The organism is Roseospira goensis (genome assembly GCF_014197795.1).
GTDB classification, from domain to species: domain Bacteria; phylum Pseudomonadota; class Alphaproteobacteria; order Rhodospirillales; family Rhodospirillaceae; genus Rhodospira; species Rhodospira goensis.
In genome coordinates, this window is sequence record NZ_JACIGI010000012.1 from 65,117 (window position 1) to 90,717 (window position 25,601).

Sequence of the window (25,601 nt, forward strand, 5' to 3'; positions counted from 1 at the left end):
GTCGTGTCGGCCGGGCATGGCGCGATTCCGGTGGTGCCGGTCCCTGGTGGTCCTGGCGGACAGTCTCGCGCCCGGTCCCGCCGGCGCCAAGGGCCCGGAGCCCGCGCGGCCGAAGCCCGCACCCCAGCTGTACCAGGCGAAAGGAGCGCCAGCGAGGGCACCTGTGGCGCCTTCTGTGGCACAGCCATAGAAAACAGCCATAGAAAAAGGGGTCGCCGCTGCGCGGTGACCCCTTTTTCTTTCATTGGTGGACGTAACGCCATCCGACTCGAACCTTATACTCGAAACACTGGAAGAATGGAACACAGTCCTTGAGGACTGTGACGCACCGTATCCAGATTTCACCCCAAACTGATACCGACCCAATTTCACCCGAAGTCCGCCCGGGGCGGCGGACTTCCTGATTTACCCTGACAACTGACAAACGCGCGCCGCTCCGGTCCTTTCGGACCGGGGGCGATGCTCTGTGCTTTTTCATGATCGCCATGCCCGAACACACCACGACAGGATCGGCCCCGTTCTCGATCCGCCTGACGCCCGAGGAGCGTCAAGCGCTGGAGAACCGCGCGGGCCGTCAGGCCCTCGGGGCCTACATCCGCGCGCGTCTGTTCGAGGACCAGGGCGAGGAGCAATCACCGCGCCGGACCGCGCGGCGTCCCGCCATCAAGGACGACAAGGCCCTGGCCCAGGTTCTCGCCCTCCTCGGGCAATCGCACCTGGCCGGCAACGTCAACCAACTGGCCCGCGCCGCCAACAGCGGCTCCCTCCCCATGACGCCCGAGGTCCGGGCCGCGCTGACCGACGCCAGCGCCGACATTGCCGACATGAAGGCGGCGCTTATGCAGGCGCTCGACATCCGGGAGCGGTGATCCATTATCCTGAAGGCATCCCAACGCGGCGGGGCGAAGGCCCTGGCGCTCCATCTTCTGCGCGCCGACGAGAACGAGCACGTCGAGGTGCACGAGATTCGCGGCTTCGTCTCCGCCGACCTCACCGGCGCGTTGAAGGAGGCCCAGGCCGTCGCGCGCGGCACCAAATGCCGCCAGTTCCTCTTTTCCCTGAGCCTGAGTCCGCCACCGGGCGAGGCCGTTCCCGTCGTCGCGTTCGAGAACGCGCTGGCGCGCATCGAGACAAAGCTGAACCTCGGCGGCCAGCCCCGCGCCATCGTCTTCCACGAAAAGGAAGGACGGCGGCACGCCCACGCGGTTTGGAGCCGCATCGACGCGGACACCATGACCGCCCGCAACCTTCCCCACTTCAAACGGAAGCTCCGCGACATCTCCCGCGCGCTGTACCTGGAGCACGGATGGACCCTGCCGCGCGGCTTGATGAACAGCGAGGCCCGCGATCCGCGCACCTTCACCCTGACCGAGTGGCAGCAGGCCAAACGGATGGGCCGGAACGCCCGCGACCTCAAGGAGATGATTCGGGAGTGCTGGGCCGCGTCCGACTCGCGCGCCGCCTTCTCCGAGGCGCTGGAGGCGCGCGGCCTGATCCTGGCCAGGGGCGACCGGCGCGGCCACGTCGCCGTCACCCACGAGGGGGAAGTGTTGTCGATTGCCCGCTATGCCGCCGTGAAGACCAAGGACGTGAACGCCAAGCTGGGACCCGCCGAGACCCTGCCCGGCGTCGAGGAGGCCCGCGTCCGCATGGCGCGAGACATGGACTCGACCCGGCAGCGGCTTATCCAGGAAGCGCATGACCGCATGGCCGCCGCGTTCAGGACACTGGATCGTGAGCGCCAGGAAGTGACGCAGCGGCACCGCGCCGACCGTGCCGCCTTGAAGGAAAGCCAGCGCGAGCGCTGGGACACCGAAACCCGCGCCCGATCCGACCGTATGAGCCGAGGGCTCCAGGGGTTCTGGGACCGCCTCACCGGACGCTATGCCCGATTGCGACACCAGAACGAGGCCGAAACCTATGCCGCGCTTTGCCGGGACGGGGACGAGCGCGACACCCTCATTCTCACGCAGATGACCGAACGCCAGGACTTGCAGGCCCGGATACAGAACGCCCGGCACCACCACGCCGAGATGCTGCGGGAAATCGAGAGCGACCGAACCCAGGGCGAAACCCAACGGCAGGACAATCCTGGACCGTGGCGATATACTGAAAACGCGCGAGGCCGGGCGGACAGCGGCCTTTCCCTGGGGCTGTAGACCCGGTGCATAAACGTTTCACACAGGGTCACGGCACCCCCGTTATCGCGTTCCGCAAGATGTGTGCTGTAATACAGCACCATCTTGGCAAGGGGGGCGTGCCGCCCCCCGTTGCATCCCCCCTGCCGTGGCGCGCCCCCGGCATCGAGCCGGGTTCAGTGCCATCGGACCGTATCGCCGGTCCATCACTCGCAGCCCTCAGACCGGATCGTGATCCGGTCTGCTGGTCTGAATCTGTCGCTGCACCGCCTTCTTTTTCATCACGCTTGACAGGCATACGGCAATACCGTATGATACAAGGAATGGATATTGTTTCATTCAGTCATAAGGGATTACGGGAACTCTACCTGACCGGCAATGCAAAGGGCGTGAAGCCGTCCCTGGTTGCCCGCGTTCGACGGGTCCTGTTCGCGCTGGCCGCCGCGCCGGACATGGACACCCTGAACGGCCCGCCCGGCTGGCGCATCCACCAACTCACGGGGGACCGCGCCGGTGACTGGTCGATCTCGGTATCCGGGAATTGGCGACTGACCTTCAAAATCGAAGACGGCGCGATTGTTGACCTGAATTTGGAGGATTATCACTGATGGAAAGAGAACCACTGAAAATGGGAATGGCCCCGGTTCATCCGGGCGAATTTATCCGGGAGGAGATTCTGGACGAACTCGGGCTTACGATTACCAAGGCCGCGAAGGTGCTGGGCGTGCGCGCCGCCACCCTGTCCGACCTCACGAACGAGAAATCCTCGCTCTCGCCGGAAATGGCCATGCGGATCGAACTGGCCTTTGACGTGAAAGCGGACCTGCTTCTGCGCATGCAGGCGCTCTACGACAGCATGACGATCCGCAGCCGGGCAGCGGAACTGAATGTGCAGCGGTATGTGGAGGGGCGGCAGACGGTTTGAACTCGTTCGGAACTGAACGCACCAGATCGCCGCACTCAGCTCACCGAGAGATACTGCGGTTTTGGACGCTGAGCCGCAGAAATGGCCGGCCTTAGATCCTTTAAGTGTACATAGCGGCGTCACCCCTACTCCTTCTGCCCACAAGCCCAGGATGCTATTCCCTAAACGCTTTTTACGTGCTAAGAATGCGGAATACCCTTTCAATCCAATCGACTAACCGCTACCATCGAGCTATGGATATCGAGGGCCGTTTTTTGGATGAGATATTGCGAAAGCTTTACGATAAGCTTTCGAAGAGTGCCGACACGTTTGTAGCCAGTAAGGGAAGTGGACAAGATCTTCTTGGAGCAAAGATCAAACTTACAAATCCACGCGCTAGAATTAGCGCAACATCTACACGAGGGCGATTAATCTCAGCGCTAGCCGAATTTTGTTGGTACATGAGCGGCAGCGCCGACCTTGATTTTATTCGTTTTTACATAAAGGATTACCCTCCCAAGGAAGCCTCCGGATCTATTGAAGAAGCCTATGGCCCTCGCCTGATAGGAACTGGTGAGTTTGGCAGGTCTGTTAACCAGATTGAAAGGGTGATTGATCTACTTCAAAAGAAGCCCGATACACGCCGAGCATTAATTTCGATAATTGAAGCCAATGATCTAGAGCCTAATAGATCCGAGAATCCATGCACTGTTGCTTTGCAGTTTATTTGTCGACGCAGCCGCTTACACATGATTACCATGATGCGATCCAACGACGCCTATATGGGTTTTGTCCATGATGTATTTTGTTTCACTATGATCCAAGAGCTTATTGCCCGCTCTCTTGATGTAGAGGTTGGCGACTATCATCACTTCGCGACCAGCCTCCACCTTTACGAACACAACTCAAATGATATTTCAAGGTACCTCAATGAAGGATACCAAAACCCAACCTTTGCAATGCCGGAAATGCCGTCAGGCTGTCAACGCGACAACTTGGCTGCATTCCTAATAACCGAGAAATCGATTAGACAAGGAAAGATCACGACAGCTTCGCAAATTGATCTACCAACCTATTGGCGCGATCTTTCACTAGTACTTCTACGGCATGCTGACGGAAAACTGAAAAGGGGAAACAAGATACTGGAGGAAAATTTTTCGCAGATTTCAGACTCGTTCTACATGAACTTCTTTTTGCGAAAACCAAAAACTACCCGGAAATCAGCCAATAGTGGGCCGACTCAGATTAAACTTGATCTAGGTGACCGATATGACAGTTAGAATAAAAAATGAGGGTATATCTAATGATATCACTGCCACCCTTAAAAATTTTTCCGAAACGGAGATCAATCTTCCAGGAATCTCGAATCCAGAGCGCAGGTTTGTGCTCGCACAGCAGATAATCGACAGTATTCGTCGAATCGAATACCTTCATGTCGTATCAATAAGAGCAAAATCGGCAAGCCTACATACACCTTATTCGGGCAGCTTTGCCCCTTTTGGTGGCGCGGTAGTTCTGCACAAGGCGGGACGATTGGATGACGCTTTTTGGCTGGTCTATCTTGCTACTCATTTTGGCAAACACAAGATCGATGGATGGAACCTCACTGAAGACTTCTATGGCCGCTTTGGGCAAGGAGGAGCTTGGGATTGGCCTACCGCAAGCCGGGACCCACTAGCAATATCTCTTTGGTTGGACTCCATCTATCCTACAGTCACCGCCTCAGGGCGCTCACGGCGTTTTGGCAATCATAGGAAATTTGAAACCTTGAAGCCTGGACCAAAGGGCACCGGGCAAGCCGTTGCATCTTATATCCGTTGGATAGCCGAATACGGCTCTCACGATGATCTAATACGACAGGTACATAAAACGGTAGGGCAGAACCCAAAAGAAGTTTTTTCCTACCTATACAAAGACCTTAACAAGGTATCCAAGCTTGGACGCTTGGGTAAGTTTGATCTACTGTGCTACCTGGGTAGTCTTTCGATTGCACCTATTGTTCCAGACAAAGCTTACATTTCTGAGTCGACCGGCCCAAAAGCTGGTGCCAAGTCGCTTTTTGGATCCCAGACAAATACGAATACACTCGAAAGTGCCTGCACTAGGTTAGCTGATTACCTCGATGTCAACCCACAGGTAATTGAAGACGCTTTGTGCAACTGGCAAAAAAGCCCCGACAAATACGTATACTTCCGTGGTTAGTTGACCCAACGATAGCGGCGTTTTAGGTGCTGCATTTGCTTAAAATCAATGAGTCCTTCGTGCTGGAGTTGACCAACAACCAGTCCAGGCGCTACGCCAATTTTCTTGGCGAAATTGATAATCGGCAAACGGGCCGCGCCAAGGGAGGCCATTTCTTCACGATACTGTACTGGGACAATAACATTTGCCGCAAATTCATTTGCTTCCCGTTCGCAAATTTCTTCCACTGTTCCCCCGTTCTCAAAAATCGGCATTCTGTCATAATGAAGCAACAAGTGGCCAATCTCGTGAAAGAACGAGAACCAAAACTGATCGTCGGACAGAAACCGAAAACTAAGCTGAATGTGGGGCGTGCCATGTGAAATTAGCCTCACGGCACCACTCGCTGAGCATCCTTTTGGTGCCCTGACAACTGCAAATTTAACGCCGCACTCGGCAAGAAATTCCTTCAGTTTGGGCAAAAACAGTGCTGGACTTTTGTACCATGTCAACCGCCGGAAATGCGAAATCTTACTTCTAAGATTCTTTGGCGACCAGTCGCCGACCTTATCGTACTCTGTTTCAATCTCTCCTTGACGAAGCCAAGCCGTTGTCGCGATCTCGCACGAGGCATATGCTGTCGAGCGTCGGTAGGATGCTTGTTGAAATGCGCATTCATATCGGCCTTGCCACTGCGCAAGCGATGACACACCAAAAAATGTCAAACATGCCGCAATCTTCTCATCTTTTGATTGAGCCCTGTCGATCCAGCCAAATTTCTGCATGTCGCTCAAGGGAAGCCGACCCAAAAGCTCAGCTAAGCTTGCGACCTTGGTGTTCTTCGGCGAACCTAGGCTCGCACGGTAGTCGTATTCTCGTGCCAGCCAAAACGTATCAGAAGCGCCAAGTGTACGAGACAGTCGTTGCGCTAGCTCCGAATCTACGACTTGAACGCCGTCAAGAATTTTTTGCGCTACGGCCGTAGATCTGCCAATTGCGCAAGCAAATTGTTCAACCGTCAGCTCTTTCTCTTCGAGAATGCTCAATATGGTATGTCCGGGCGGAGACACCCAATCAGGCTTTTCTCTGATTGCTTCATTTGACATCATTTATTCCCACGATCTTTACCCGCCCCACCGTAGACCAGTCATAAATACCATCATCTTCAACTGCACCGTAATTTGGGACCATAAATATTGACAAAATACTTCTGAAGGTAAACGCACAAAAGTTACCGTCTATGGAAACCCGCCCTAGGGGAAGTTCATAGACGTTCTTTGCTGCCTGAATATCGGAATGCCGCGCTTGCAAGCAAGTTGCCGCCTCTTCCCCTAAGTGTTCTCTGGCAGCACAAGAGCGGAAGCATATTTGTTGAAGTAACTGAGTGTCGTAAGAAATTAACAAAACACCCCCGCATTTTTGACCGGCTACTTTCAGTCCGGCGGCCAGGACACTCCCAAGTCCTGCCAGTTTTTGCGCAGAAACCGCCCCTGCGACTAATCGGAGTGCGCAATAACTGTCTGGCTCGCCCCAAGTGAAAGCGGGCAGCAGAGGGGATCGTCGAAAAAAGTCAAATTTCTTGTACCTCAACATACCCTTGATTGTCCACTGGGTTGTGCGCGGAATGGACGTGCCTTGTTACCTTTTTTCAACTTCTTCCCTGCGGCACTCCACCTACGACGCAGCAGCACTTAAGTGAAGGGTACCATATTGTTGCCTTTAGGCCCACAGGCAGACCACACCGCACCGGAAAAATCCCCAACCGAACTGGTGCAAGATCGAGCCTTGCCCGTACTCTCGTCCACCTCGCGTGCTGCGCATCCAAATCGGGTGTTTGGTTGTTTTTCTAAGGGGCTTCGCCCCTGGCGCGCGCAAGGCATTCAAACGTATCCCAGCATCGCGGGGCCCCTCGTTCGGAGCCTCCTTGCGCTTGCTACCCCCACTCTCGGCGAGGGCCAGGGGTGCATGCGCACCCCTTTTTCAAGTATGAAGGAAAACAAAGGAGAAAAACGTTATCCGATATTTCCGATAGTGCCTTCATTCTTTCGTTTACAAATTAATGTCGTTCCTGTATATAATTGGAAGTCTTTCCTATTTCTGTGTCCGGAGCGTGGCGCTGCCAAGGGCAAAAACTGCCCAATATCTGCCCGCCCCGCCGGACCGGACCGTTTATCCTCGACAGTGTCGAACCAATTTTGCAGCCGCGCCCCTTGGTGCGGCGGAAAGGAGCTTTGTGTCCGCCATGCGCCCGGAGCTCGAAAAATACCGTCCCTACGTGGACGGCTTCGATCTGACCGAAGCACAGAAGGCGGAACTTATCCACACCCTATGGACCATCATGGAAGCCTTTGCCGATCAAGCCTTTGGCCTGCATCCGGCCCAGCTCATCCCGGCCGCCTTGATGCAGCGGGATCCACCGGACACGGCAAATGACGTAGACTCGGATCCGGTTTCCACGTCGAACCCAATCAGGCAGGTCGCCGGAGCGTCGCGGCGGCGGAAAGGCACGGATCATGCCGGAGAGTGAAACACAGGCCCTCATCTATTGCCGCGTGTCCAGCACGCGCCAGGTCCGCGAGGGGCATGGTCTGTCCTCACAGGAGAGCCGATGCCGCGAGTTCGCGGCCCGCAAGGGCTACGCGGTCGCCGAGGTCTTCCGCGACGAAGGCGTCTCCGGCGGCTTGATCGACCGCCCCGGCATGCAGGCGATGTTGGCCTTCCTGAAGAAGCGCCGCGCGAACGGCAAGTACGCCGTCATCATCGACGACATCAGCCGTCTGGCCCGCGACATTCACGCCCACATCCAGCTTCGCACCGCCATCCAAATCGCGGGTGGCAAGCTGGAAAGCCCGTCCATCGAGTTCGGCACGGACCCGGATAGCGTCCTGGTCGAACACCTTCTGGCCTCGGTCTCGCAGCACCAGCGCCAGAAGAATGCCGAGCAGGTGAAGAACCGCATGCGCGCCCGCGTGTTGGCCGGGTACTGGGTGTTCTCGCCGCCCGTGGGCTTTCGCTATAACAAGGTGGCCGGGCACGGCAGCATGCTGGTCCCCGACGAACCCGTGGCCGGGATCGTCCGCGACGCCATCGAGGGCTTCGCCTCGGGCCGCTTCCAAACGCCTTCGGAGGTAAAGCGCTACGTGGAAACCTTCCCGGCCTTCCCCCGGAACGGCTACGGCGAAGTGTCCCTCAAGACCGTTCTGGACATGCTGGCCCGCCCGCTCAATGCCGGGTACATCACCGTGGAGAAGTGGGGGATCCACCTGCATCCCGGCAAGCACCAGCCGCTCATCGCCTTCGAGACGTGGCGGAAGGCGCAGAAGCGCCTTCGCGGGGACGACGTGCAGGCCCCCATCCGCATGGACACCAACGGGGATTTCCCGTTGCGGGGCTTCATTACCTGCACCTGCTGTGGCCATCCCATGACCGCCGCGTGGTCGAAGGGGCGCAATGCGCGATATCCGTACTACGAATGCCAGCAGCGGGGATGCGCCGAGCGTCGCCGCTCCATTCGCCGCGAGCGCGTGCACGCCGAGTTCGAGACCCTGCTGAACAGCGTGCGGCCCAGCGGCGCGTTGTTCGGGGCCTGCTACGCCATGTTGCGGGATCTGTGGGAGGAACGACTGGCCGGAGCCCGCCAGCGGGCTAGGGACGCCAAGGCCGAGATCGCCCGGCTTGAACAGCAGAGCGTGCAGCTCATGGACCGGATCGTGCAGACGGACAGCCCGGCGCTGATCACCGCCTATGAGACTCGCTTGCGAACGCTGGAGGAGGAGAAGCTGGCGCTGGTCGAGCAGGACCGGAAACGGGGCGCGCCGCAACGGAGTTTCGAGGAGACCTTTCGAACCGCCTGCGCGTTCCTGGCAAACCCTTGCAAACTCTGGCTTTCCGACCGCCTGGAGCACAAGAGAATGGTGCTCCGGCTGGTCTTCGGCGGGCACTTGCCCTACAGCCGTTCGGACGGGTTTCGAACCGCGATTCTGACCTTGCCCTTCAAAGCGTTAGCCGGTCCGAATGGCGCGGAGTGGGGTTTGGTGGAGCCGAGGGGAATCGAACCCCTGACCTCTACAATGCCATTGTAGCGCTCTCCCAACTGAGCTACGGCCCCAAAAGACTCTGCGACATAAGGATCAACGATCCGCGCGTCCCGGCATGTCGTCCGGCGGGTCGGTGCGGCGCCCGTTGGGGGGCGCCCTGTCGAGGCCCGGGAACTTAGGGGCTTCGGCCGGGCGGGGCAAGCGGAAAATCGACCCTCCCCGCGCTTTTTTTCCGGGGCGTCCGCGGCGCTCTTCGGTGTGCCCGCGGTGTCCCGGCCCGGCCGGCCCGGGTGCGCCTATTCGTCCTCGTTATCGCTGTCGAGGTGCTCGATCACCTCGGCCATGTCCTCGTCGTCCTCGCCGAGATCCGAGGCGTCCTCGATCATGTCGCCGCCTTCGTCCTCCGCGCTGTCGTCGATCTCCGTCTCCTCCAACTCGGCCCCCTCGATCGCGGGTTCCTCGTTGAAGTCCGCGGTCTCGTCCACCACCGGCACCGCCTTGGGCTTCTTCTCCGGGGCGGCCGCCTTGGCGCGGCGGGGCCGGGCCGGCGCGTCCTCTTCGTGGGCCGCGCCGCACTTGGGGCAGACCACGGGCTGGCGCCGCATGTCGTAGAAGCGGGCTCCGCAGGAGCCGCAGGTGCGCTTGGTTCCCCATTCCGGCTTGGCCACCGTGGTCCTCCTTGGTTTGCACCGCACCGTATGTCCCCGGCGGGCGGCCCAGGCCGCCCCGCGAGACAGGCGCGTTTGCCATCATCGCCCGGGCAAGTCAACGCCCTTGCCGGCGCCTCACGCAAGGCAGAGCGGCACCCCCCTGTCGCCCGGCGCCGACGCGTGCTACATCGCCGCCGTTTCGTCGGGCCTGCGCGCCCGCGTTGTCCGCCTTCTGCCGCGAGCCTCTGCCATGACCCTGCCGCCCTCCCTGATCGACGATCCCGCCACGGCGGGCGCCCTGGCGGCCGTGCTGAGCGCGGCGACGGTGGGCGAGAGCCGGCTGTCCGCCGCGCTGGTGCCGTGCGTCCTGCGCCCGCTGCTGGCCGAACTCGGCGCACAGGTGGCCGAGGGCGGCGGGACCGTCGCCGTCACAGGGCGCGGGCTCGGCGGTCTGCGGTCGCCGGAGACGCCGCTGGACGCGCGCGCGGTGCCGGGCGCGCTGGGGCCGCTGTGCGGGCTGCTGGCCGGGCATGCCGTGTCGGCCGTGGTGCGGGCGGACCGACTGCCGGACGGCCTGGTCGCGACCCTGGAGCGGGCCGGCGCGCAGGTCGTGGTGGGTGGGTCGACGACGGCGCCGCTGCTGACGGTGCGCGGCACGGCGAGCCCGCTGGCCCCGGACTGTGGGGGCCCGGCGGCGCTGCCGCCGGCGGCCGCCATGGCGGCGCTGGCGGTCGGTCTGACCGCGCCCGGCGAGAGCCGCGTGGCCCTGCCGCCGGCGCTGGCGGGCGTCGCGTTCGACCTGCTGGCGGCCTTCGGCGTCCCGGTCCGGCTGGAGCCGGCCGGGGCGGTCCTCGATCTGGTGGTCACCGGCGAGGCCGAGACCGCGCCGGCCGCGTTGCCCGCGGACTGGCCGGTCACACCGGTCTGGCTGGCGGCGCTGGACCACGGCGCGGGGCCGCTGACCGTGGCGATCGACGGCCCGGCCGCCGCCGGCAAGGGCACCCTGGCGCGGGCGGTGGCGGCGCGCCTGGGCCTGGCCTATCTCGATACCGGCCTGTTGTACCGGGCCACGGGCCTGGCGGTGCGGCGGGCGGGCGGCAGCCCCGACGACCCGGCGGCCACAGAGCAGGCGGCGCGGGCGCTGAGCCCGGACGACCTGAACGATCCCGCGCTGCGCGGCGAGGCGGCGGGCGATGCCGCCTCGCGCGTCGCGGCCATCCCGGCGGTGCGGGCGGCGCTGCTGGAGTTCCAGCGAGCGTTCGCCGCCCAGCCACCGGACGGGGCGCGCGGGGCCGTGCTGGATGGACGCGACATCGGCTCGGTGGTCTGCCCCGAGGCGCCGGTCAAGCTGTTCGTGACCGCCCGTGTCGAGACGCGGGCGCGGCGGCGCTTTCTGGAGTTGCGGGAGCGCGGCACAGAGGTTATAGAGTCGCGCATCCTCCGCGACATGGAGGAGCGCGACGCGCGGGATCGCTCCCGCAGCGTCGCGCCGCTCGTGCCTGTGGCCGATGCCGTGGTTCTGGATACATCCGATCTCGACCGGGATGGCGCCCTGAGCGCCGCATTGGCTCTGACGGGCGCGCGCGTGTGGGCGTGGCACCACGCCTGCGCGCGGGCCGACGGGCGCGCCGGCCCCCCGGGGGCACCCGGCGCGACCGACACGGGCAGCACCGGCGATTCCTGAAACAGAGACGCCTTGGCAAAGACCGCCGGATCCAACCGGCCGGCCGGAAAATGATCGTCAACGACCCGAAAGGACAGCACCCCCATGGCCGACGCCGCCACCCAAACGCCTCCTGCGGAAGACTTCGCGGAGAACTTCGAAGCCCTGCTGAACGAGTCCCTCGGCGAAAACGCCTCCCTCGAAGGCACCGTCATCAGGGGGTCCGTCATCGCCGTGCGCAATGACCACGTGGTCGTCGACGTCGGCCTGAAATCGGAAGGGCGGGTTCCCCTCAAGGAGTTCACCAAGGCGGGCGAGGACCCCGAACTGCACCCGGGCGATACCATCGACGTCTACGTCGAGCGCTACGAGGACCGCGACGGCAACATCATCCTGTCGCGCGACAAAGCCCGGCGCGAGGAAGCCTGGAACGAGCTGGAGAAGGCCTACAACAACGGCGAGCGCGTCAAGGGCCAGATCTTCGGCCGCGTCAAGGGCGGCTTCACGGTCGACCTGTCGGGGGCCATGGCCTTCCTGCCGGGCAGTCAGGTGGACATCCGTCCGGTGCGGGACGTCACCCCGCTGATGGGCCAGCCGTTCGAATTCCAGATCCTGAAGATGGACCGCACCCGCGGCAACATCGTCGTCTCGCGCCGCTCGGTGCTGGAGGAGACGCGCGCCGAGGAGCGGGCCAAGCTGCTGGAGCGCCTGAAGGAAGGCGAGATCCTGGACGGTGTGGTCAAGAACATCACCGACTACGGCGCCTTCGTCGACCTGGGCGGCGTCGACGGCCTGCTGCACGTCACCGATATTTCCTGGAAGCGCATCAACCACCCGACCGAGGCGCTGTCCATCGGCCAGACCGTGCGCGTGCAGGTGATCCGCTTCAATCCGGACACCCAGCGCATCAGCCTGGGCATGAAGCAGCTTGAGGCCGACCCGTGGGAGGGCGTGGCCGCCAAGTACCCGGTCGGCACGGTGTTCACCGGCCGTGTGACCAACATCACCGATTACGGCGCCTTCGTGGAGCTGGAGCCGGGCGTCGAGGGCCTGGTGCACGTCTCCGAGATGAGCTGGACCAAGAAGAACATCCATCCGGGCAAGATCGTCTCCACCAGCCAGGAAGTGAACGTCATGATCCTGGACGTGGATCCGGACAAGCGTCGGATCTCGCTGGGCCTGAAGCAGACCATGGGCAACCCGTGGTCCGACTTCCTGGAGAAGTTCCCGGTCGGCTCCGTCGTCGAGGGCGAGATCAAGAACATTACCGAGTTCGGCCTGTTCATCGGGCTGCCCGGCGAGATCGACGGCATGGTGCACCTGTCCGATCTGGACTGGAGCCGCTCCGGCGACGAGGCGGTCAAGGACTACGCCAAGGGTGACACAGTCCAGGCCAAGGTGCTCGACGTCGACGTCGACAAGGAGCGCATCAGCCTGGGCATCAAGCAGCTCGCCGAGGACCCCTATGCCACCGCCACGGCCGACCTGCGCAAGGGCCAGACCGTCACCGGTGTGGTGACCCAGGTGCAGGACAACGGCATCGAGGTCGAGGTGGAAGGCGCCATCGGCTTCATCCGCAAGGGCGATCTGGCGCGCGACCGGTCGGACCAGCGGCCGGAGCGGTTCGCGGTCGGCGAGAAGGTGGACGCCAAGATCACCAACATCGACAAGGCCAACCGTCGTCTCGGCCTGTCCATCAAGGCGCGCGAGATGGACGAGGAGAAGCAGGCGATGGCCGACTACGGCTCGACCGACTCCGGCGCCTCGCTCGGCGACATCCTGGGGGCGGCCCTGAAGCAGGCCCAGCAGGAGAAGAAGGGCGACGACGAGTAGGGATCCCGACGCCTCCCGCCCAGTGGGGCGGGCGAGGCGGCGGGCCAGACCCCGACTCGAGGCGGCGGCCCCTTCGTGGGGCCGCCGTTGCGCGTTTTCGAGGCCGCAGCCGGGGTCCGGGCCGTGCGAAAAATCCTTGTCATGGAAGACGTTATCTTGACCTGACGGCAACCCTTTGGCAGCTTAGGGTCTCTGTTGACCGTTGGTTTCCGGCTCTGGTCCGACCCGAGTCGGACGGGCCGGGGGATGGTCGAAGGCGCATGGGGTTCGCAGGATGACCAAGTCCGAACTGATCGCGCGCATCGCGGAACTCAATCCGCATCTGTATCAGCGCGACGTCGAACGGATCGTGTCGACGATCTTTGAGGAGATCGCGGATGCCCTGGCGCGGGGGGACCGGGTGGAACTGCGCGGTTTTGGGGCCTTCTCGGTGAAATACCGCGAGTCGCGCATGGGTCGCAATCCGCGCACGGGGGAGACCGTGGAGGTGGATGCCAAGGCGGCGCCCTACTTCAAGACCGGAAAACAATTGCGGGAATTGTTGAACCAGGGTCAGCCTGTCTCGTAAACTGGACAGTGGCCTGAGGGATGCGGCCCGCATGGCGTGCGCGACCAGGGTCCCAGGGATCCGGGTCGGGGCGGGTGCGGTCGCGTGTCCGGGCGGGCGGCCGTGTCCGGAGGGCACGGTCACCGTACGAGGGGCGCCGAGGCGCGAGGGCCGGGGCAACCCAGCCGATCGCGCGCGGGGGCTGGCAACACTCAAGAAACAGGACGCGACCCGTGTTCAAATTCTTCGCCTGGGTGATCGGGGTCCCGGTCATCGTCATCGCTGTGTTTTTCGCCATCGACAATCAGGATCCGGTGGTTCTGGGTCTGTGGCCGACCCAGTACGAGCTTCAGGTGCCGTTGTACTGGGCGGTCGAAGGGGCCCTGCTGGCCGGATTCATCATCGGTGTGTTCCTGACCTGGCTGGCGGGCGGTCGCGCGCGCGGTCAGGTGCGGCACTACCGCCGCGAAACCAACTCGGCGCGCCGCGAGGCCGCCAATGCCACGGTGCGGGCTGAGCGCGCCGAGGCCAAACTGAAGGAGGCGGGCAAGGCCTGACACGCGCACCGGACACGGTCGGGACCGCATCGCCCGCCGCCGGCACTCCACAAGGGTGCCCCGGCGTGTCCCCGTGGTCTCGATCGGACCGGCGGATCGGGAGTCTGGCCCGACCGGGCCGGGGTCCCGACCGTCCGGACCCCGTCTGGGGCTGGCGGCATGGGCAGGCGGAGCAGCCGGAACCGCCCCGGGGATCGCCCGGACAGGACAGGCGGAGGGACGGAGCGTGACCGTGATACCGGCGACGCCGGCGGCGATCGCCGACGGCGCGGCTGCCCTGCGGGCGGGCGCGTTGGTGGCGTTTCCCACCGAGACCGTCTACGGTCTGGGCGCGGACGCGCGGTCCGATGCGGCGGTCGCGGCGATCTACACCGCCAAGGGCCGGCCCGCCACCAATCCCCTGATCGTTCATGTCGCCGATGCGGCGGCGCTGCCGGAGCTGGCCGTGGTGCCGGAGGCGGCCGCGCGCTTGGCCGCGGTGCTGTGGCCCGGGCCGCTGACGCTGGTGCTGCGGCGGCGCCCGGGCGCGCCGTTGTGTGCGCGCGTCTCGGCCGACGGACCGACCGTGGCGGTGCGGTCGCCGGCGCATCCGGTGGCCCAGGCCCTGCTGACGGCGGCCGGGCTGCCGGTGGCGGCGCCGAGCGCGAACCGGTCCGGCGCGGTGAGTCCGACCACGGCCGACCACGTGGCGGCGGAGTTCGCGGCGGACGGAGGGTCCGGGCCGACGCTGATCCTGGACGGCGGGCCGTGCCCGGTGGGCGTGGAGTCGACGGTGCTCGACCTGAGCGGCGGGCGGCCGCGGCTGCTGCGGCCCGGCGGGGTGCCGCGCGAGACCCTGGAGGCGCTGCTCAAGGCGCCGGTTGAGGCGGCAGCCCGCGAGGGCGCGGGGAGCGGCGACGCGGCGGGGCCGGCGCGGTCGCCGGGCCTGTTGTCCAGCCATTACGCCCCACGGCGCCCGGTGCGTCTGAATGTGACGCAGGTGCGGCCGGGGGAGGCGCTGCTGGGGTTCGGCGGCACGTCGGGCGCCGTGCTGGACCTGAGCCCAGGGGGGGATCTGGACGAGGCCGCCCGCAACCTGTTCGCCATGCTGCGGGCGCTGGACCGACCACCCTATGACGGGATCGCGGTGGCGCCCATTCCCGGGCATGGGCTCGGCGCGGCGCTGAACGATCGCCTGACCCGGGCGGCGGCCCCCCGGCCGGCCCGCTGAGCGGGGCCGTCCACCCCGCCCCGCGTCGGGCCGCAACAAAACATTCTCTCCCCGAGGGTTGGGGACCCCTGCGGGCGCTCGTTACCATGCGCGGCGGCCGCAGCCGAGGGCGCGTCCGCATGGATGCGCAGGACCGCACACAGGAGGACGGGTCGTGACCACCGTGGAGATCATGCCGACCTACGCCGACCGGACCACGCTCGCCGACAGCCCGGTCCGGGCGCGTGCGCTGGCCTGCCTGATGGAGGCCGGCCGGGGCGGCGATGCCGCCGCGGCGGCGGAGTAGGGTGGCGATGGAAGGCGGTCTGGGTGACCGGAGGCCGTGTGGTGGTCTCGTCTATGTGATCGGGGCGTCGGGGGCCGGCAAGGACACGCTGATCGCCTGGGTGCGCGCCCGGCTGAGCGCCACCCGACCGGACTTGCCGGTGGCGTTCGCGCATCGCTACATCACGCGGGGGGCCGACGCGGTGGGCGAGAACCATGTGTCGCTTCGGCCGGCGGAGTTCCAGACCCGGCTGGACGCCGGTCTGTTCGCGCTGGCCTGGGATAGCCACGGACTGCGCTACGGCGTCGGGGTGGAGATCGACCTGTGGCGGGCGGCCGGCCTCACGGTCGTGGTGAACGGCTCGCGGGCCCATCTGCCGTGCGCGAGCGGGCGCTACCCCGACATCCGGCCGGTCATGATCTCGGTGGCGCCCGATATCCTGCGGCGCCGGCTGGAGGCGCGCGGGCGCGAGACGGCGGCCGAGATCGCGGCCCGTCTGGAGCGGACCGCGGCCCTGCGCGTCGACCACCCCGGTCTGGCGCGGGTCGACAACAGCGGGTCCATCGAGGCCGGCGGCGCCCGGCTGCTGGCGTTGATCGAGGCGGTGGCCGACTCGTCACGGCGGCTGTCCGTTGGCGAGGCGTGAATCCTGGCCGACTCTCGAGAACAACGATCCAGGTACCGCCCGACCCTGGACGGGCGCACTTCATCGTATGACTGGGCATGGTCCGGCGACTTCTGCACGAGGACCTTGTGTGGTCTTGGCGCGGCGGCGAGTCCGTGGCCCGGGACCTTTTCTAGTGATTTGATATTCAACGATTCAGCGGGGTCCCGGCGGTTCGGTCGGGGGGCATCCCGGAGGGTCTCCGGGCTGTGACCCGTCAAATCCGGCGTTTCGTTTTGGCGTGCTTCCGTATATCGTGGGCTCGAACTGGCGAGGCGCGATATCTGGGGCTGCCTGATCAGTCGTCAGATCTTTCTTGCGATATCAGCGTGGTCGTTCAGTATTCTGAGACAAGCGTTGAGGGCGGACCCGCTGGTGCCGGTTGTTTCCGTCTATTCAGGGGCTGATCAAGACCATCTGCGCTCCGTCTCGTGGCGGACCGGCGGGCGTACCGTCGGGCGTCCCGTCGGGTGGGGCGACAGGGGCATCGGGAGAAGAGAGATGCGGGCGAACACATGGACGCTGGGCCTGGGCATCGTCGTGGTCGCGGTGCTGGCCATGGTCGCGGCGGGGCCGTCCCGGGCGGAACAGGTACCGGAAGGCTTCTACGTGGGGGCCGGCGGCGGCCTGAACCTGAACGACAGCGGCGATTTCGACATCCAGGGCGTGGGCCGCGACCTCAACACCGATCTGGGGTTCGTCGGTCTGGTCAACTTCGGCTACGCCTTCGGCAACGGCCTGCGGGCCGAGATCGAGGGCGGGTACCGCCAGAACGGTGTCGACGAGTGGGGCGGCGTCGGGCTGGATGGTGACCTGAGCGCCTGGCATACCATGCTGAACGCCATCTACGACTTCGACACCGGCACCAGCCTGACGCCCTACGTGGGCGCCGGCCTCGGCGCCGCGATCGTCAGCATCGACGCCGAGAACAACGCCGCCGGCGTGCGGATGGATGACACGGACGTGGGCTTCGCCTATCAGGCCATTCTTGGCGCCGCCTATGACATCACCGAGAACGTCGCGGTGACGGCGGACTATCGCTTCTTCCATGCCGTCGACCTGGACCACGAGATCTCCGACGGCCGCGGCGGCGGCCCCGGCGACGACTATCTGAACCATTCTCTGGTCATCGGTGTGCGCTATGCCTTCGGCAAGCCGTCGCGCCCGCAGACCATGCCGGCGGCCGCGACGCCGCCCCCGCAGGTTGCCCCCGCGCCGGCCCCGGCGCCGTCGGTGCCGACCAGCTATCTCGTGTTCTTCGACTTCGACAGCGCCAACCTGACCCCGGAGGCGACCAGCATCGTCGATACCGCGGCCAGCAACGCGCTCCAGGTCGGGCGCACGCGCATCGAGGTGACCGGGCACACCGACCGCGCCGGCTCGCGGCAGTACAACATGGTGCTGTCGCAGCGACGCGCCAACGCCGTGATGGAGCGCCTGGTGGCCCAGGGCATTCCGCGCTCCGAGATCGCCGTGTTTGCGCGCGGCGAGGACGAACCGCTGATCCCGACCGGCGACGGGATGCGCGAGGCCCAGAACCGGCGCGTCGAGATCATCCTTCTGTAGGCCGTCTGTAGTCCGTCCGGAGGGTATCGCGCCTCGGGCCGCGCGCCACCCGCGCGTCGGCCCGAGACCACCCCGACCCGGCACCGGTCCGGTGCCCGAACGCAGAACCGCCACCCCGGTCGGCCCGGGGTGGCGGTTCGCGTGTCAGGGCGGATGCCGAAACGGCCGCGCCGGATCAGCGCGCCAGCAGCAGCGGAAGGGTCAGGCCAGGCAACATCGACTTGGTGACCCCGCCGCGCAGCAGGCGCGGCACGTCATAGGCGCCGTGGGCGCCCATCGACAGCAGGTCGGCGGCCAGGTCGGCGCAGCGCGACAGGATCAGCTCCGAAACCGGGATGTCGGTCGGTGCCTCGTGTTCGACCTCGGCGCGGATGCCGTGGCGGCCGAGGGCCGCCTTGTGGGCCTGCCAGCGCCAGTCCTGGGCCACCGGGTCGCGGCTCACCGCCAGCAGCGTGACCAGTTCGCACTCGGCCAGGAAGGGCAGGGTGTCCGCCAGCGCGCGCGCGCTGGCCCCATCCTCGTTCAGCGCGATCACAGCCCGCTTGGGCATCGTGAACGACTTGGTGATGTACGGGAACACGATCAGCGGCCGCCCGGCACTGACCGCCACCTGTTCGATGACGTCGTTGGTCAGGGTGTGGCCCATGTCCTCGCTGCGCGGCTGGGAGACCACGCCCACGTCGACGGTCTGAAGGTTGGCCGCCGTCTGCACGGCGATCAGGTTGCCATCGGCGCCGTGGATGCCGTGCCAGCTACAGGACAGGCCGCGTTCCGCGCAGGCGGCCCGGAACGGGGCTTCGGCGGCATCGACCTTGGCCAGGAAATCGCTGGAGACCTGACGACTGTACGGGTGCCGTTCGGTGTGGTCGACCACGCCATAGACGCCCAGGACGTGCCCCGAGGCCACGTCGTCGCCCAGCATCGAGCGGGCGATGTCCAGGCGGATCCGCCAACCGTCGGTGTCGTCCACGTGAACCAGGATGGTGCGTGGCGTCATCAGGTTTCCTCCGTGTCTGCTGGCCGGGGTCCGGCCGTCCCTGTTCATGGTGTTGTGTTGGCCCGAGGGTCGCCCCCGACCGGCCCCGCTTATAGCACGGCGGTGGGCGGTGCGGTAAGGGCGAACGGCCCCGGTTGCTTGCCTCGTCTTGTCACGATCGGGGGTTTGACCGAGACTTGCCTGCGCATCGGCCGCGAACACGACGGCCGCCACAGCAACGACGTCAACCGGGGCCATTGCGAACCAAGGCTGACGTCAAGCAACACCACCAGGGACGAGGGAGGACGGCGGGGCATGGCGCTGACCGGTTTGATGGAACGACGGCTGGCGGACGGCGCCGGCCCGGTTCGCGTGGCGCTCATCGGCGCGGGCAAGTTCGGGGCCATGTTCCTGGCCCAGGTCCCCGGCAGCCTCGGCATCACGGTGCCGGTGATCGCCGATCTGGACCCCGACCGGGTTCGCGGCACCCTGGAGGGGGTGGGATGGCGCGCGGAGCGGATCGCGGCCACCCGCATCGGCGATGATGCCCTGGCGGCGATCGCGGCCGATGACGTGGACGTGGTGGTGGAGGCGACCGGTGATCCCGCCGCCGGCATCCGCCACGCCCGCGCGGCCTATCGGGCGGGCAAGCATGTGGTCATGGTCAACGTCGAGGCCGATGCCCTGGCCGGCCCCGCCCTGGCGCGCGAGGCGGCCGCGGCCGGTGTGGTGCATTCCATGGCCTACGGCGACCAGCCGGCGCTGATCTGCGAGTTGGTGGACTGGGCGCGCGCCTGCGGCTTCGCGGTCACGGCGGCCGGCAAGGGCACCAAGTACCTGCCGGCCTATCACGCCTCGACGCCGGATACGGTGTGGGACCACTACGGCCTGACCGCCGAGCAGGCGCGGGCGGGCGGCATGAACGCCCGCATGTTCAACTCCTTCCTCGACGGCACCAAGTCGGCCATCGAGATGGCGGCGGTCGCCAACGCGACCGGCCTGGCGGCGCCCGAAGGCGGCCTGCGCTTCCCGCCGAGCGGGGTCGATGACCTGCCCCATGCGCTGCGGCCGCGGGCGCTGGGCGGTCAACTCGACGAGCGCGGCATGGTGGAGGTGGTGTCCTCGCTGGAGCGCGACGGCCGCCCCGTGTTCCGCGATCTGCGTTGGGGCGTCTACGTCACCATCGAGGCGCCGACCAACTACGCCGCCGCCTGTTTCCGCCAGTACGGCCTCGTGACCGACACCAGCGGCCGCTTCGCCGCCATGTACAAGCCGTTCCACCTGATCGGATTGGAACTCAACGTGTCGGTGATGTCGGCGGCGCTGCGCGGCGAGCCGACGGGGTCCCCGCGCGGCTTCAGGGCCGACGTGGTGGCGGTGGCCAAGCGCGACCTGACGGCCGGCGAGACGCTGGACGGGGAGGGCGGCTACACCGTTTGGGGCCGCCTGACCACCGCCGCGGCGTCCCTGGCCGTCGGCGCGCTGCCGATCGGGCTGGCGCACGGCGTCCGCCTGACGCGGTCGGTGGCGGCCGGCGCCGTGGTGCGCTGGGCCGATGTGGCCATCGACCCCGCCGACGAGGCGGTCGCGCTGCGCCGGGCGCTGGAGAGCGATCACCGCGCCGGGGGCGACGCGGCCACCGGGACCGGGCCGGCGGCGCCGGCCCCGGTCGCCTGACCGGCGGCCCCGCCGGCTTGCCTACTGCGGCGCCCGCAGGATGACGTTGCGGTGATGCGGCCGGAAGCGGTTCATGTAGGTGGGCAGGATGGCCTCCGCCGCGGTGGGCTCGATCCCCAGCGCCTCGAAGCCGGGCAGGGTGCCGGTCACCACGTTGTCGCGCTCCAGCAGCTTGACCTGGTCCGGGGTGATGAGCGGCTTCGGCAGCAGCCCCATCACCTTGGCCTGGATGCGGGCGACCCAGAACGGCACCGGCACGACCCAGGTGCGGCGCTCGGTCTGCTCCACCACCAGCTCCATGATCTCGCGCATGGTGTAGGCGCGCGGCCCGCCCAGCTCGAAGGTCTGACCCGCGAAGGCGTCTGACGTCAGGCACTTGATGGTCGCCTCGGAGACGTCGCCGACGTAGACCGGCTGGAAGCGCGGCCCGCCGGAGCCGCCCAGGTCGATGGCCGGCCGGCCCGTCGTCTCGTCACGGACCAGGCGGAAGGCGTCCTTGACGTAGTAGGGCAGGGCGGGCACCAGCCGGGTCATGGCGCCGAACATGTTGAAGAAGGAATCGTGCGAGCCGAACACCACCGACGGACGCAGGATGCTGGCCTCGGGGATGTGGCGGCGCACGGCGGCCTCGCCTTCGGCCTTGGCGCGGGCATAGGCGGCGTCGGCCTGCGGGTCGGCCCCCAGCGCCGACATGTGCACGAAACGCTGCACGCCCGCGGCCTTGGACAGGCGCGCGATGCGTTCCGGGGCGTCCACGTGCAGGGCCTGGAAGGTGCGCCGGCCGCTCTCGTACAGGATACCGATCAGGTTGACGACCGCGTCGGCGCCCTCGACGGCGCGTGCCACCGCCTGTTCGTCGGCCACATTGACCTTCATCGGGGCGATCTGCCCGAGGTCGCCCAGGGGCTTGAGGAACGCGGCCTTCTGCGGATCGCGTACGGCGACCCGGACGCGCACGCCCATACTCGCCAAATCCTGTACGATCTGGCGGCCGATGAACCCGCTGCCGCCGAAGATCGTCACCAAACGCAGTGCCATATGCGGCCTCCCTTGCGTGTTGCGGCGGCGCCGCCCGGGTGGCGCCGTCCGATGTCGTGCCCCTCGATACGCGGGTGTGCGTCCGCCGGATCGACGCCGCCCGCCGCGCCACTGTTCGCGTCCCGTTTACCGCGACGGCGTGTCGTGCCAGGGTGTGGACCGTGACCGACCCGCCCGCCCGACCCTTCGGCGGCGGCTCTCCGGGGCCGGACCGGACCGCGCCCGCGCCGGCCGCCGACCGTGCCGCCATTCTCGCCCGCGCCCAAGCCTGCGGCCTGGACGCGGCGGCGATCACGCGCGCCTGGCTGCCGGAGTCGGTGCGGCGCGACCTGGACCTCTACCTCGACCAGGGCCGCCACGGCTCCATGGCCTGGATGGCCGAAACCCGGGAGCGACGGCGCGATCCGCGGGTTCTGTGGCCGGAGGCCGTGTCGATCCTGACCCTCGGCCTCAACTACGGCCCGGGTGGGGCCGATCCGCTGGCCCTTCTGGATCATCCCGATCGCGGCGCGGTGACCGTGTACGCCCGCAATCGAGACTATCACGACGTCCTCAAGAAGCGGGCCAAGGCGCTCGCCCGATGGATTCACGACAGCCACGGGGCTGCCGTCAAGGTGTTCGTCGATACCGCGCCGGTGATGGAGAAGCCGCTGGCCGCGCGCGCCGGTCTGGGCTGGTCGGGGAAACACACCAATCTGGTGTCGCGCCGCCACGGCTCGTGGCTGTTCCTGGCCGAGGTGTTCACGACCCTGGATCTGGAGCCGGACCCGCCGCATGCGGATCTGTGCGGCTCGTGCCGGCGCTGCCTGACGGCCTGCCCGACCGGGGCGATCCGGCCGGAGGAGCCCTACCGCATCGACGCCCGGCTGTGCGTGAGCTACCTCACCATCGAGCACAAGGGGCCGATCCCGCGGGCCCTGCGGCCGCTGATGGGCAACCGGGTATACGGCTGCGACGACTGCCTGGCGGTCTGCCCGTGGAACCGTTTCGCCACGCCGACCCCGCACGCGGCGCTGAGGCCGCGTCTGGAACTGACGGCGCCGCGGCTGGCCGACCTGGCCCGCCTGGACGATGCCGGCTTTCGCAGCCTGTTCAGCGGCTCGCCGATCAAGCGGACGGGGCGGGACCGCTTCGTCCGCAACGTGCTGATCGCGATCGGCAACAGCGGTCGCCCGGACGCGCTGCTGCCTGAGGTGGAGGCGCGCCTGGACGACGTCTCGCCGCTGGTGCGCGGTGCCGCGGTGTGGGCGCTGCGGCGGCTGGCGCCGGACCCGGCGATGGTGGAGCGGGCGTGGACGCGGCGGGCGGCACTGGAGGACGACCCGACGGTTCTGGCGGAGTGGCGCGCGCCGCCGTGACCCGTCGTCCCGCCCGGCGGCCGGGGCCTCCCCCGTTGGAAGGACGGGCGGCGATACGGAGCGGACGCCTCCTTCTTCCGGTTCGTTTGCCGGCCGGCCGGATTGTCCTATCCTGACAGGTCTCGGCACGGCAGGTGTGCGGGATGGGCGCGCGAAGAGGATGAACGGTGTGGAAAAGTCGCAGGCCGAGTGTCAGGCAATCATAGAGGATCTTGAGGCGCGTCTCGCGCGTCAGGAGCAAGACCTCTGCCAGTATCGGGACCAGCGGCACGCTTTGGAGACGGCGCTGGAGGACCTCGCCACCCATCAGGAGGAGTTGCGGGCCCAGAACGAGGAACTGCGCGCCGCGCGGCAGTTCAACGAGTCGCTGGTTCGGCGCTACGCGGCGCTGTTCGACGGCGCGCCGGTCGGCTACTGCCTGATCTCCGAGCGTCGCGCCATCGAGAGCGCCAACCGCAAGGCCGGCGAGATGTTCGAGTGCTGGTCCCGGGACGTCGAGCACAAGCCGCTGCATCTGTTCATCCATCCGGCGTCGCATGCGGCCCTGTCGCGGCACCTGGACAAGGTGTTTGCCGGCGAGGCGGCCAGCGATGAGATCCGCGTCCTGGGCCGCGAGGGCCGCGAGCTGGACTGCCTGGTGCAGAGCCGGCCGACCCCCGACGCCGAGGGCGACGACGCCCTGTCCTGCCTGACCACCTTTATCGACATCTCCCAGCGCAAGCAGGCGGAACGCGCCCTCGCCGATAGCGAGCTGAAGTTCCGCAACATCTTCACCCTGGCGCCGTTCGGCATGATGACGCTGTCCAAGGACGGCCGCCTGATGGAGACCAACGAGGCCGCCCAGCGCATGCTGGGGCTGTCGGCGCTCGAACTGCGGGGCATGACCTATACCGACCTGTTGGCGCCCGACATCACGCCGACCGAGGCGCGCCGGCTGGCGGACGGCCAGCCCCGCCCCGGCTGGGTGGACGTGTTCGAACGCGAACTGCGCGGCCGTGGCGACCGCCGCCTGCTGACCCGGGTCACCTTCGCCGTCATGCCCTCCAACGACGGCCAGAGTGTCGAGGGCCTGGTCATCATCGAGGACATGACCGAACGGCGCGACCTGGAGGCACGCTTCCAGCATGCCGCCAAGCTGACCCTGCTGGGCGAGATGTCGGCCAGCCTGGCCCACGAGATCAGTCAGCCGCTCAACATCATCCGTCTGAAGGCCGAGGGGGCGCTGGAACGCCTGAAGCGGCAGGGCTACGACGCCGAGCGCGCCGAGCGCGGCTTCGCCGCCATCGAGGAGCAGGTGGTGCGGCTGTTCGAGGTCATTTCCTACATGCAGGGCCTGAGCCGGCGCGACACCGGGGCCATCCAGCCGTTCCGGGTCTCGCGGGCCATCCACGCCGCCCGCACCCTGATCGACAAGCAGTTCCGGGACGACAACATCGCGCTGGAGGTGGACGACCAGCTCGGCGACACCGAGGCGCTGGGGCGCCAGCACCAGCTCGAACAGGTCCTGGTCAATATCCTGCGCAATGCTCGGGACGCGCTGCTGTCCACCGAGGGGGCCCGGATCCGCGTCGGCGAGGAGCCGCGCGTGCGCATCGCCGCCGGCCTCGACGACGACGGCGACCACTTGCGCATCATGCTCAGCAACAATGGGCCGCGCGTGTCGGAAGAGGTGCGCCGGCGCATGTTCGACCCCTTCTTCACCACCAAGTCGGGCGATCAGGGAACGGGGCTCGGGCTGTCCATCAGCCTGGGGTTCATCAACGAGATGGGCGGCACCATCACCGCCGAGAACACGGACGAGGGGCTTGCGTTCAACGTGCTGCTGCCCCGGGTGCGCCAGCACCGGCGGACCAGTCCGGTCGAGCAGACCGGACGGACCGCCGGCCAGGAGGCGATCGCCGCCCGCACCGCGACCAGCGGGGAGCGGCCCCACGTCCTGGTTGTGGACGACGAGGAGGAGGCGGCGCGCGAGATCGCGGGCTTCCTGGAGGCGATCGGCTACCGGGTCACGGTGGCCTTGAACGGCCAGGAGGCGCTGGAGGTGCATGTCACCGACCCGGCGCGGGCCGTCATCACCGACCTGCGCATGCCGGAGCGCGACGGCCACTGGCTGATCGACCGCCTGCGCGCCGGCGAGCAGGCGGTGTTCATCATCATCATCACCGGCCAGGCGGCGCGCTCGACCAAGGAACTCGACCGGCTGCGTCAGCGTGCCGATGCCTTGCTGCGCAAACCGGCCTCGCTGCGCGACATCGTGCGCCATCTGCGCGCGGGTGTGCCCGACGTCGCGGACGAGCATCGGCGGGCGGCGGGATAGAGCCGGTTCAAAGGGTTGGG

General features: G+C 66.3%; 24 protein-coding genes and 1 tRNA gene. 19 read left to right on the forward strand and 6 right to left on the reverse strand.

Annotated features, from left to right (window positions below; genetic code table 11):
• Positions 1 to 476 precede the first annotated feature (476 nt).
• From GGD88_RS08920 to GGD88_RS08945, 6 genes are all read left to right on the forward strand, one after another.
• Positions 477 to 869, forward strand: coding sequence for a plasmid mobilization relaxosome protein MobC (locus GGD88_RS08920; protein WP_184434368.1), 393 nt, complete (start codon positions 477 to 479; stop codon positions 867 to 869).
• 57 nt (positions 870 to 926) lie between these two features.
• Complete coding sequence (locus GGD88_RS08925) at positions 927 to 2,159, forward strand: relaxase/mobilization nuclease domain-containing protein (RefSeq protein WP_425502584.1); 1,233 nt, start codon at positions 927 to 929, stop codon at positions 2,157 to 2,159.
• Between the two features lie 302 nt (positions 2,160 to 2,461).
• Entirely contained in the window at positions 2,462 to 2,746 is a 285-nt protein-coding gene (locus GGD88_RS08930; protein ID WP_184434375.1) for a type II toxin-antitoxin system RelE/ParE family toxin, read from the forward strand.
• Positions 2,746 to 3,063 (forward strand): HigA family addiction module antitoxin, encoded by a 318-nt coding sequence (locus tag GGD88_RS08935; RefSeq protein WP_184434379.1) that lies wholly within the window; start codon positions 2,746 to 2,748, stop codon positions 3,061 to 3,063. The genes GGD88_RS08930 and GGD88_RS08935 overlap by 1 nt, the downstream gene beginning before the upstream one ends.
• A 233-nt stretch (positions 3,064 to 3,296) precedes the next feature.
• A complete protein-coding gene (locus GGD88_RS08940) occupies positions 3,297 to 4,322 on the forward strand; it encodes a thymidylate synthase (protein ID WP_221237070.1) in 1,026 nt (341 codons plus the stop codon).
• Complete coding sequence (locus GGD88_RS08945; RefSeq protein WP_246423669.1) at positions 4,312 to 5,244, forward strand: alpha-glutamyl/putrescinyl thymine pyrophosphorylase clade 3 protein; 933 nt, start codon at positions 4,312 to 4,314, stop codon at positions 5,242 to 5,244. Before GGD88_RS08940 ends, GGD88_RS08945 begins: the two co-directional genes overlap by 11 nt.
• On the opposite strand, the gene GGD88_RS08950 is transcribed toward GGD88_RS08945, so the two are convergent.
• Both GGD88_RS08950 and GGD88_RS08955 read right to left on the reverse strand, forming a co-directional pair.
• Entirely contained in the window at positions 5,241 to 6,269 is a 1,029-nt protein-coding gene (locus tag GGD88_RS08950; RefSeq protein WP_184434391.1) for an ImmA/IrrE family metallo-endopeptidase, read from the reverse strand. The genes GGD88_RS08945 and GGD88_RS08950 overlap by 4 nt on opposite strands.
• Positions 6,270 to 6,318: 49 nt before the next feature.
• Positions 6,319 to 6,816, reverse strand: a complete 498-nt coding sequence (locus GGD88_RS08955; RefSeq protein WP_184434393.1) for a hypothetical protein — start codon at positions 6,814 to 6,816, stop codon at positions 6,319 to 6,321.
• 649 nt (positions 6,817 to 7,465) lie between these two features.
• On the opposite strand from GGD88_RS08955, the gene GGD88_RS08960 reads away from it, so the two are divergent.
• Both GGD88_RS08960 and GGD88_RS19380 read left to right on the forward strand, forming a co-directional pair.
• Entirely contained in the window at positions 7,466 to 7,750 is a 285-nt protein-coding gene (locus GGD88_RS08960) for a hypothetical protein (protein WP_184434396.1), read from the forward strand.
• Positions 7,737 to 9,305, forward strand: coding sequence for a recombinase family protein (locus GGD88_RS19380; RefSeq protein ID WP_184434505.1), 1,569 nt, complete (start codon positions 7,737 to 7,739; stop codon positions 9,303 to 9,305). The genes GGD88_RS08960 and GGD88_RS19380 overlap by 14 nt, the downstream gene beginning before the upstream one ends.
• On the opposite strand, the gene GGD88_RS08970 is transcribed toward GGD88_RS19380, so the two are convergent.
• Positions 9,256 to 9,331 (reverse strand) — tRNA-Ala (locus GGD88_RS08970). The two genes, GGD88_RS19380 and GGD88_RS08970, sit on opposite strands and share 50 nt — an antisense overlap.
• A 225-nt stretch (positions 9,332 to 9,556) precedes the next feature.
• Positions 9,557 to 9,928 (reverse strand): TIGR02300 family protein, encoded by a 372-nt coding sequence (locus GGD88_RS08975; protein ID WP_184434399.1) that lies wholly within the window; start codon positions 9,926 to 9,928, stop codon positions 9,557 to 9,559.
• Between the two features lie 232 nt (positions 9,929 to 10,160).
• Between GGD88_RS08975 and cmk the strand changes: the two genes are divergently transcribed.
• From cmk to GGD88_RS09010, 8 genes are all read left to right on the forward strand, one after another.
• Positions 10,161 to 11,594 (forward strand): (d)CMP kinase, encoded by a 1,434-nt coding sequence (cmk, locus tag GGD88_RS19385; RefSeq protein ID WP_425502582.1) that lies wholly within the window; start codon positions 10,161 to 10,163, stop codon positions 11,592 to 11,594.
• Between the two features lie 84 nt (positions 11,595 to 11,678).
• Positions 11,679 to 13,406 carry a 30S ribosomal protein S1 gene (gene rpsA, locus GGD88_RS08985; RefSeq protein WP_184434401.1) on the forward strand — a complete coding sequence of 576 codons (1,728 nt, stop codon included), beginning with the start codon at positions 11,679 to 11,681 and terminating at the stop codon, positions 13,404 to 13,406.
• Between the two features lie 274 nt (positions 13,407 to 13,680).
• On the forward strand, positions 13,681 to 13,974 hold the full coding sequence (gene ihfB, locus GGD88_RS08990; protein ID WP_184434404.1) for an integration host factor subunit beta: 294 nt from the start codon (positions 13,681 to 13,683) through the stop codon (positions 13,972 to 13,974).
• Between the two features lie 212 nt (positions 13,975 to 14,186).
• Positions 14,187 to 14,510 carry a lipopolysaccharide assembly protein LapA domain-containing protein gene (locus GGD88_RS19295; protein WP_184434407.1) on the forward strand — a complete coding sequence of 108 codons (324 nt, stop codon included), beginning with the start codon at positions 14,187 to 14,189 and terminating at the stop codon, positions 14,508 to 14,510.
• A gap of 226 nt (positions 14,511 to 14,736) precedes the next feature.
• On the forward strand, positions 14,737 to 15,720 hold the full coding sequence (locus GGD88_RS09000; RefSeq protein WP_184434410.1) for an L-threonylcarbamoyladenylate synthase: 984 nt from the start codon (positions 14,737 to 14,739) through the stop codon (positions 15,718 to 15,720).
• Positions 15,721 to 15,874: 154 nt separating this feature from the next.
• Complete coding sequence (locus tag GGD88_RS19145) at positions 15,875 to 16,006, forward strand: hypothetical protein (protein WP_281392887.1); 132 nt, start codon at positions 15,875 to 15,877, stop codon at positions 16,004 to 16,006.
• Between the two features lie 7 nt (positions 16,007 to 16,013).
• Complete coding sequence (gene phnN, locus GGD88_RS09005; protein WP_184434413.1) at positions 16,014 to 16,631, forward strand: phosphonate metabolism protein/1,5-bisphosphokinase (PRPP-forming) PhnN; 618 nt, start codon at positions 16,014 to 16,016, stop codon at positions 16,629 to 16,631.
• 519 nt (positions 16,632 to 17,150) lie between these two features.
• A complete protein-coding gene (locus GGD88_RS09010) occupies positions 17,151 to 18,215 on the forward strand; it encodes an OmpA family protein (RefSeq protein WP_184434416.1) in 1,065 nt (354 codons plus the stop codon).
• A 175-nt stretch (positions 18,216 to 18,390) separates the two neighbouring features.
• Here GGD88_RS09010 and GGD88_RS09015 read toward each other — a convergent pair whose 3' ends face one another.
• Positions 18,391 to 19,212, reverse strand: a complete 822-nt coding sequence (locus GGD88_RS09015; protein WP_184434419.1) for a universal stress protein — start codon at positions 19,210 to 19,212, stop codon at positions 18,391 to 18,393.
• Positions 19,213 to 19,506: 294 nt separating this feature from the next.
• On the opposite strand from GGD88_RS09015, the gene GGD88_RS09020 reads away from it, so the two are divergent.
• Positions 19,507 to 20,868: an NAD(P)H-dependent oxidoreductase gene (locus GGD88_RS09020; protein ID WP_184434422.1), complete on the forward strand. Its 1,362-nt coding sequence runs from the start codon at positions 19,507 to 19,509 to the stop codon at positions 20,866 to 20,868.
• Between the two features lie 21 nt (positions 20,869 to 20,889).
• Here GGD88_RS09020 and GGD88_RS09025 read toward each other — a convergent pair whose 3' ends face one another.
• Complete coding sequence (locus tag GGD88_RS09025; protein WP_184434425.1) at positions 20,890 to 21,906, reverse strand: complex I NDUFA9 subunit family protein; 1,017 nt, start codon at positions 21,904 to 21,906, stop codon at positions 20,890 to 20,892.
• Positions 21,907 to 22,154: 248 nt separating this feature from the next.
• Between GGD88_RS09025 and queG the strand changes: the two genes are divergently transcribed.
• Together queG and GGD88_RS09035 are read left to right on the forward strand one after the other, a co-directional pair.
• The gene (gene queG, locus GGD88_RS09030; protein ID WP_184434511.1) at positions 22,155 to 23,264 is read left to right on the forward strand and encodes a tRNA epoxyqueuosine(34) reductase QueG; all 1,110 of its coding nucleotides are present in this window, start codon (positions 22,155 to 22,157) and stop codon (positions 23,262 to 23,264) included.
• Between the two features lie 169 nt (positions 23,265 to 23,433).
• Positions 23,434 to 25,581: a PAS domain S-box protein gene (locus tag GGD88_RS09035; RefSeq protein ID WP_184434428.1), complete on the forward strand. Its 2,148-nt coding sequence runs from the start codon at positions 23,434 to 23,436 to the stop codon at positions 25,579 to 25,581.
• Positions 25,582 to 25,601 lie beyond the last annotated feature (20 nt).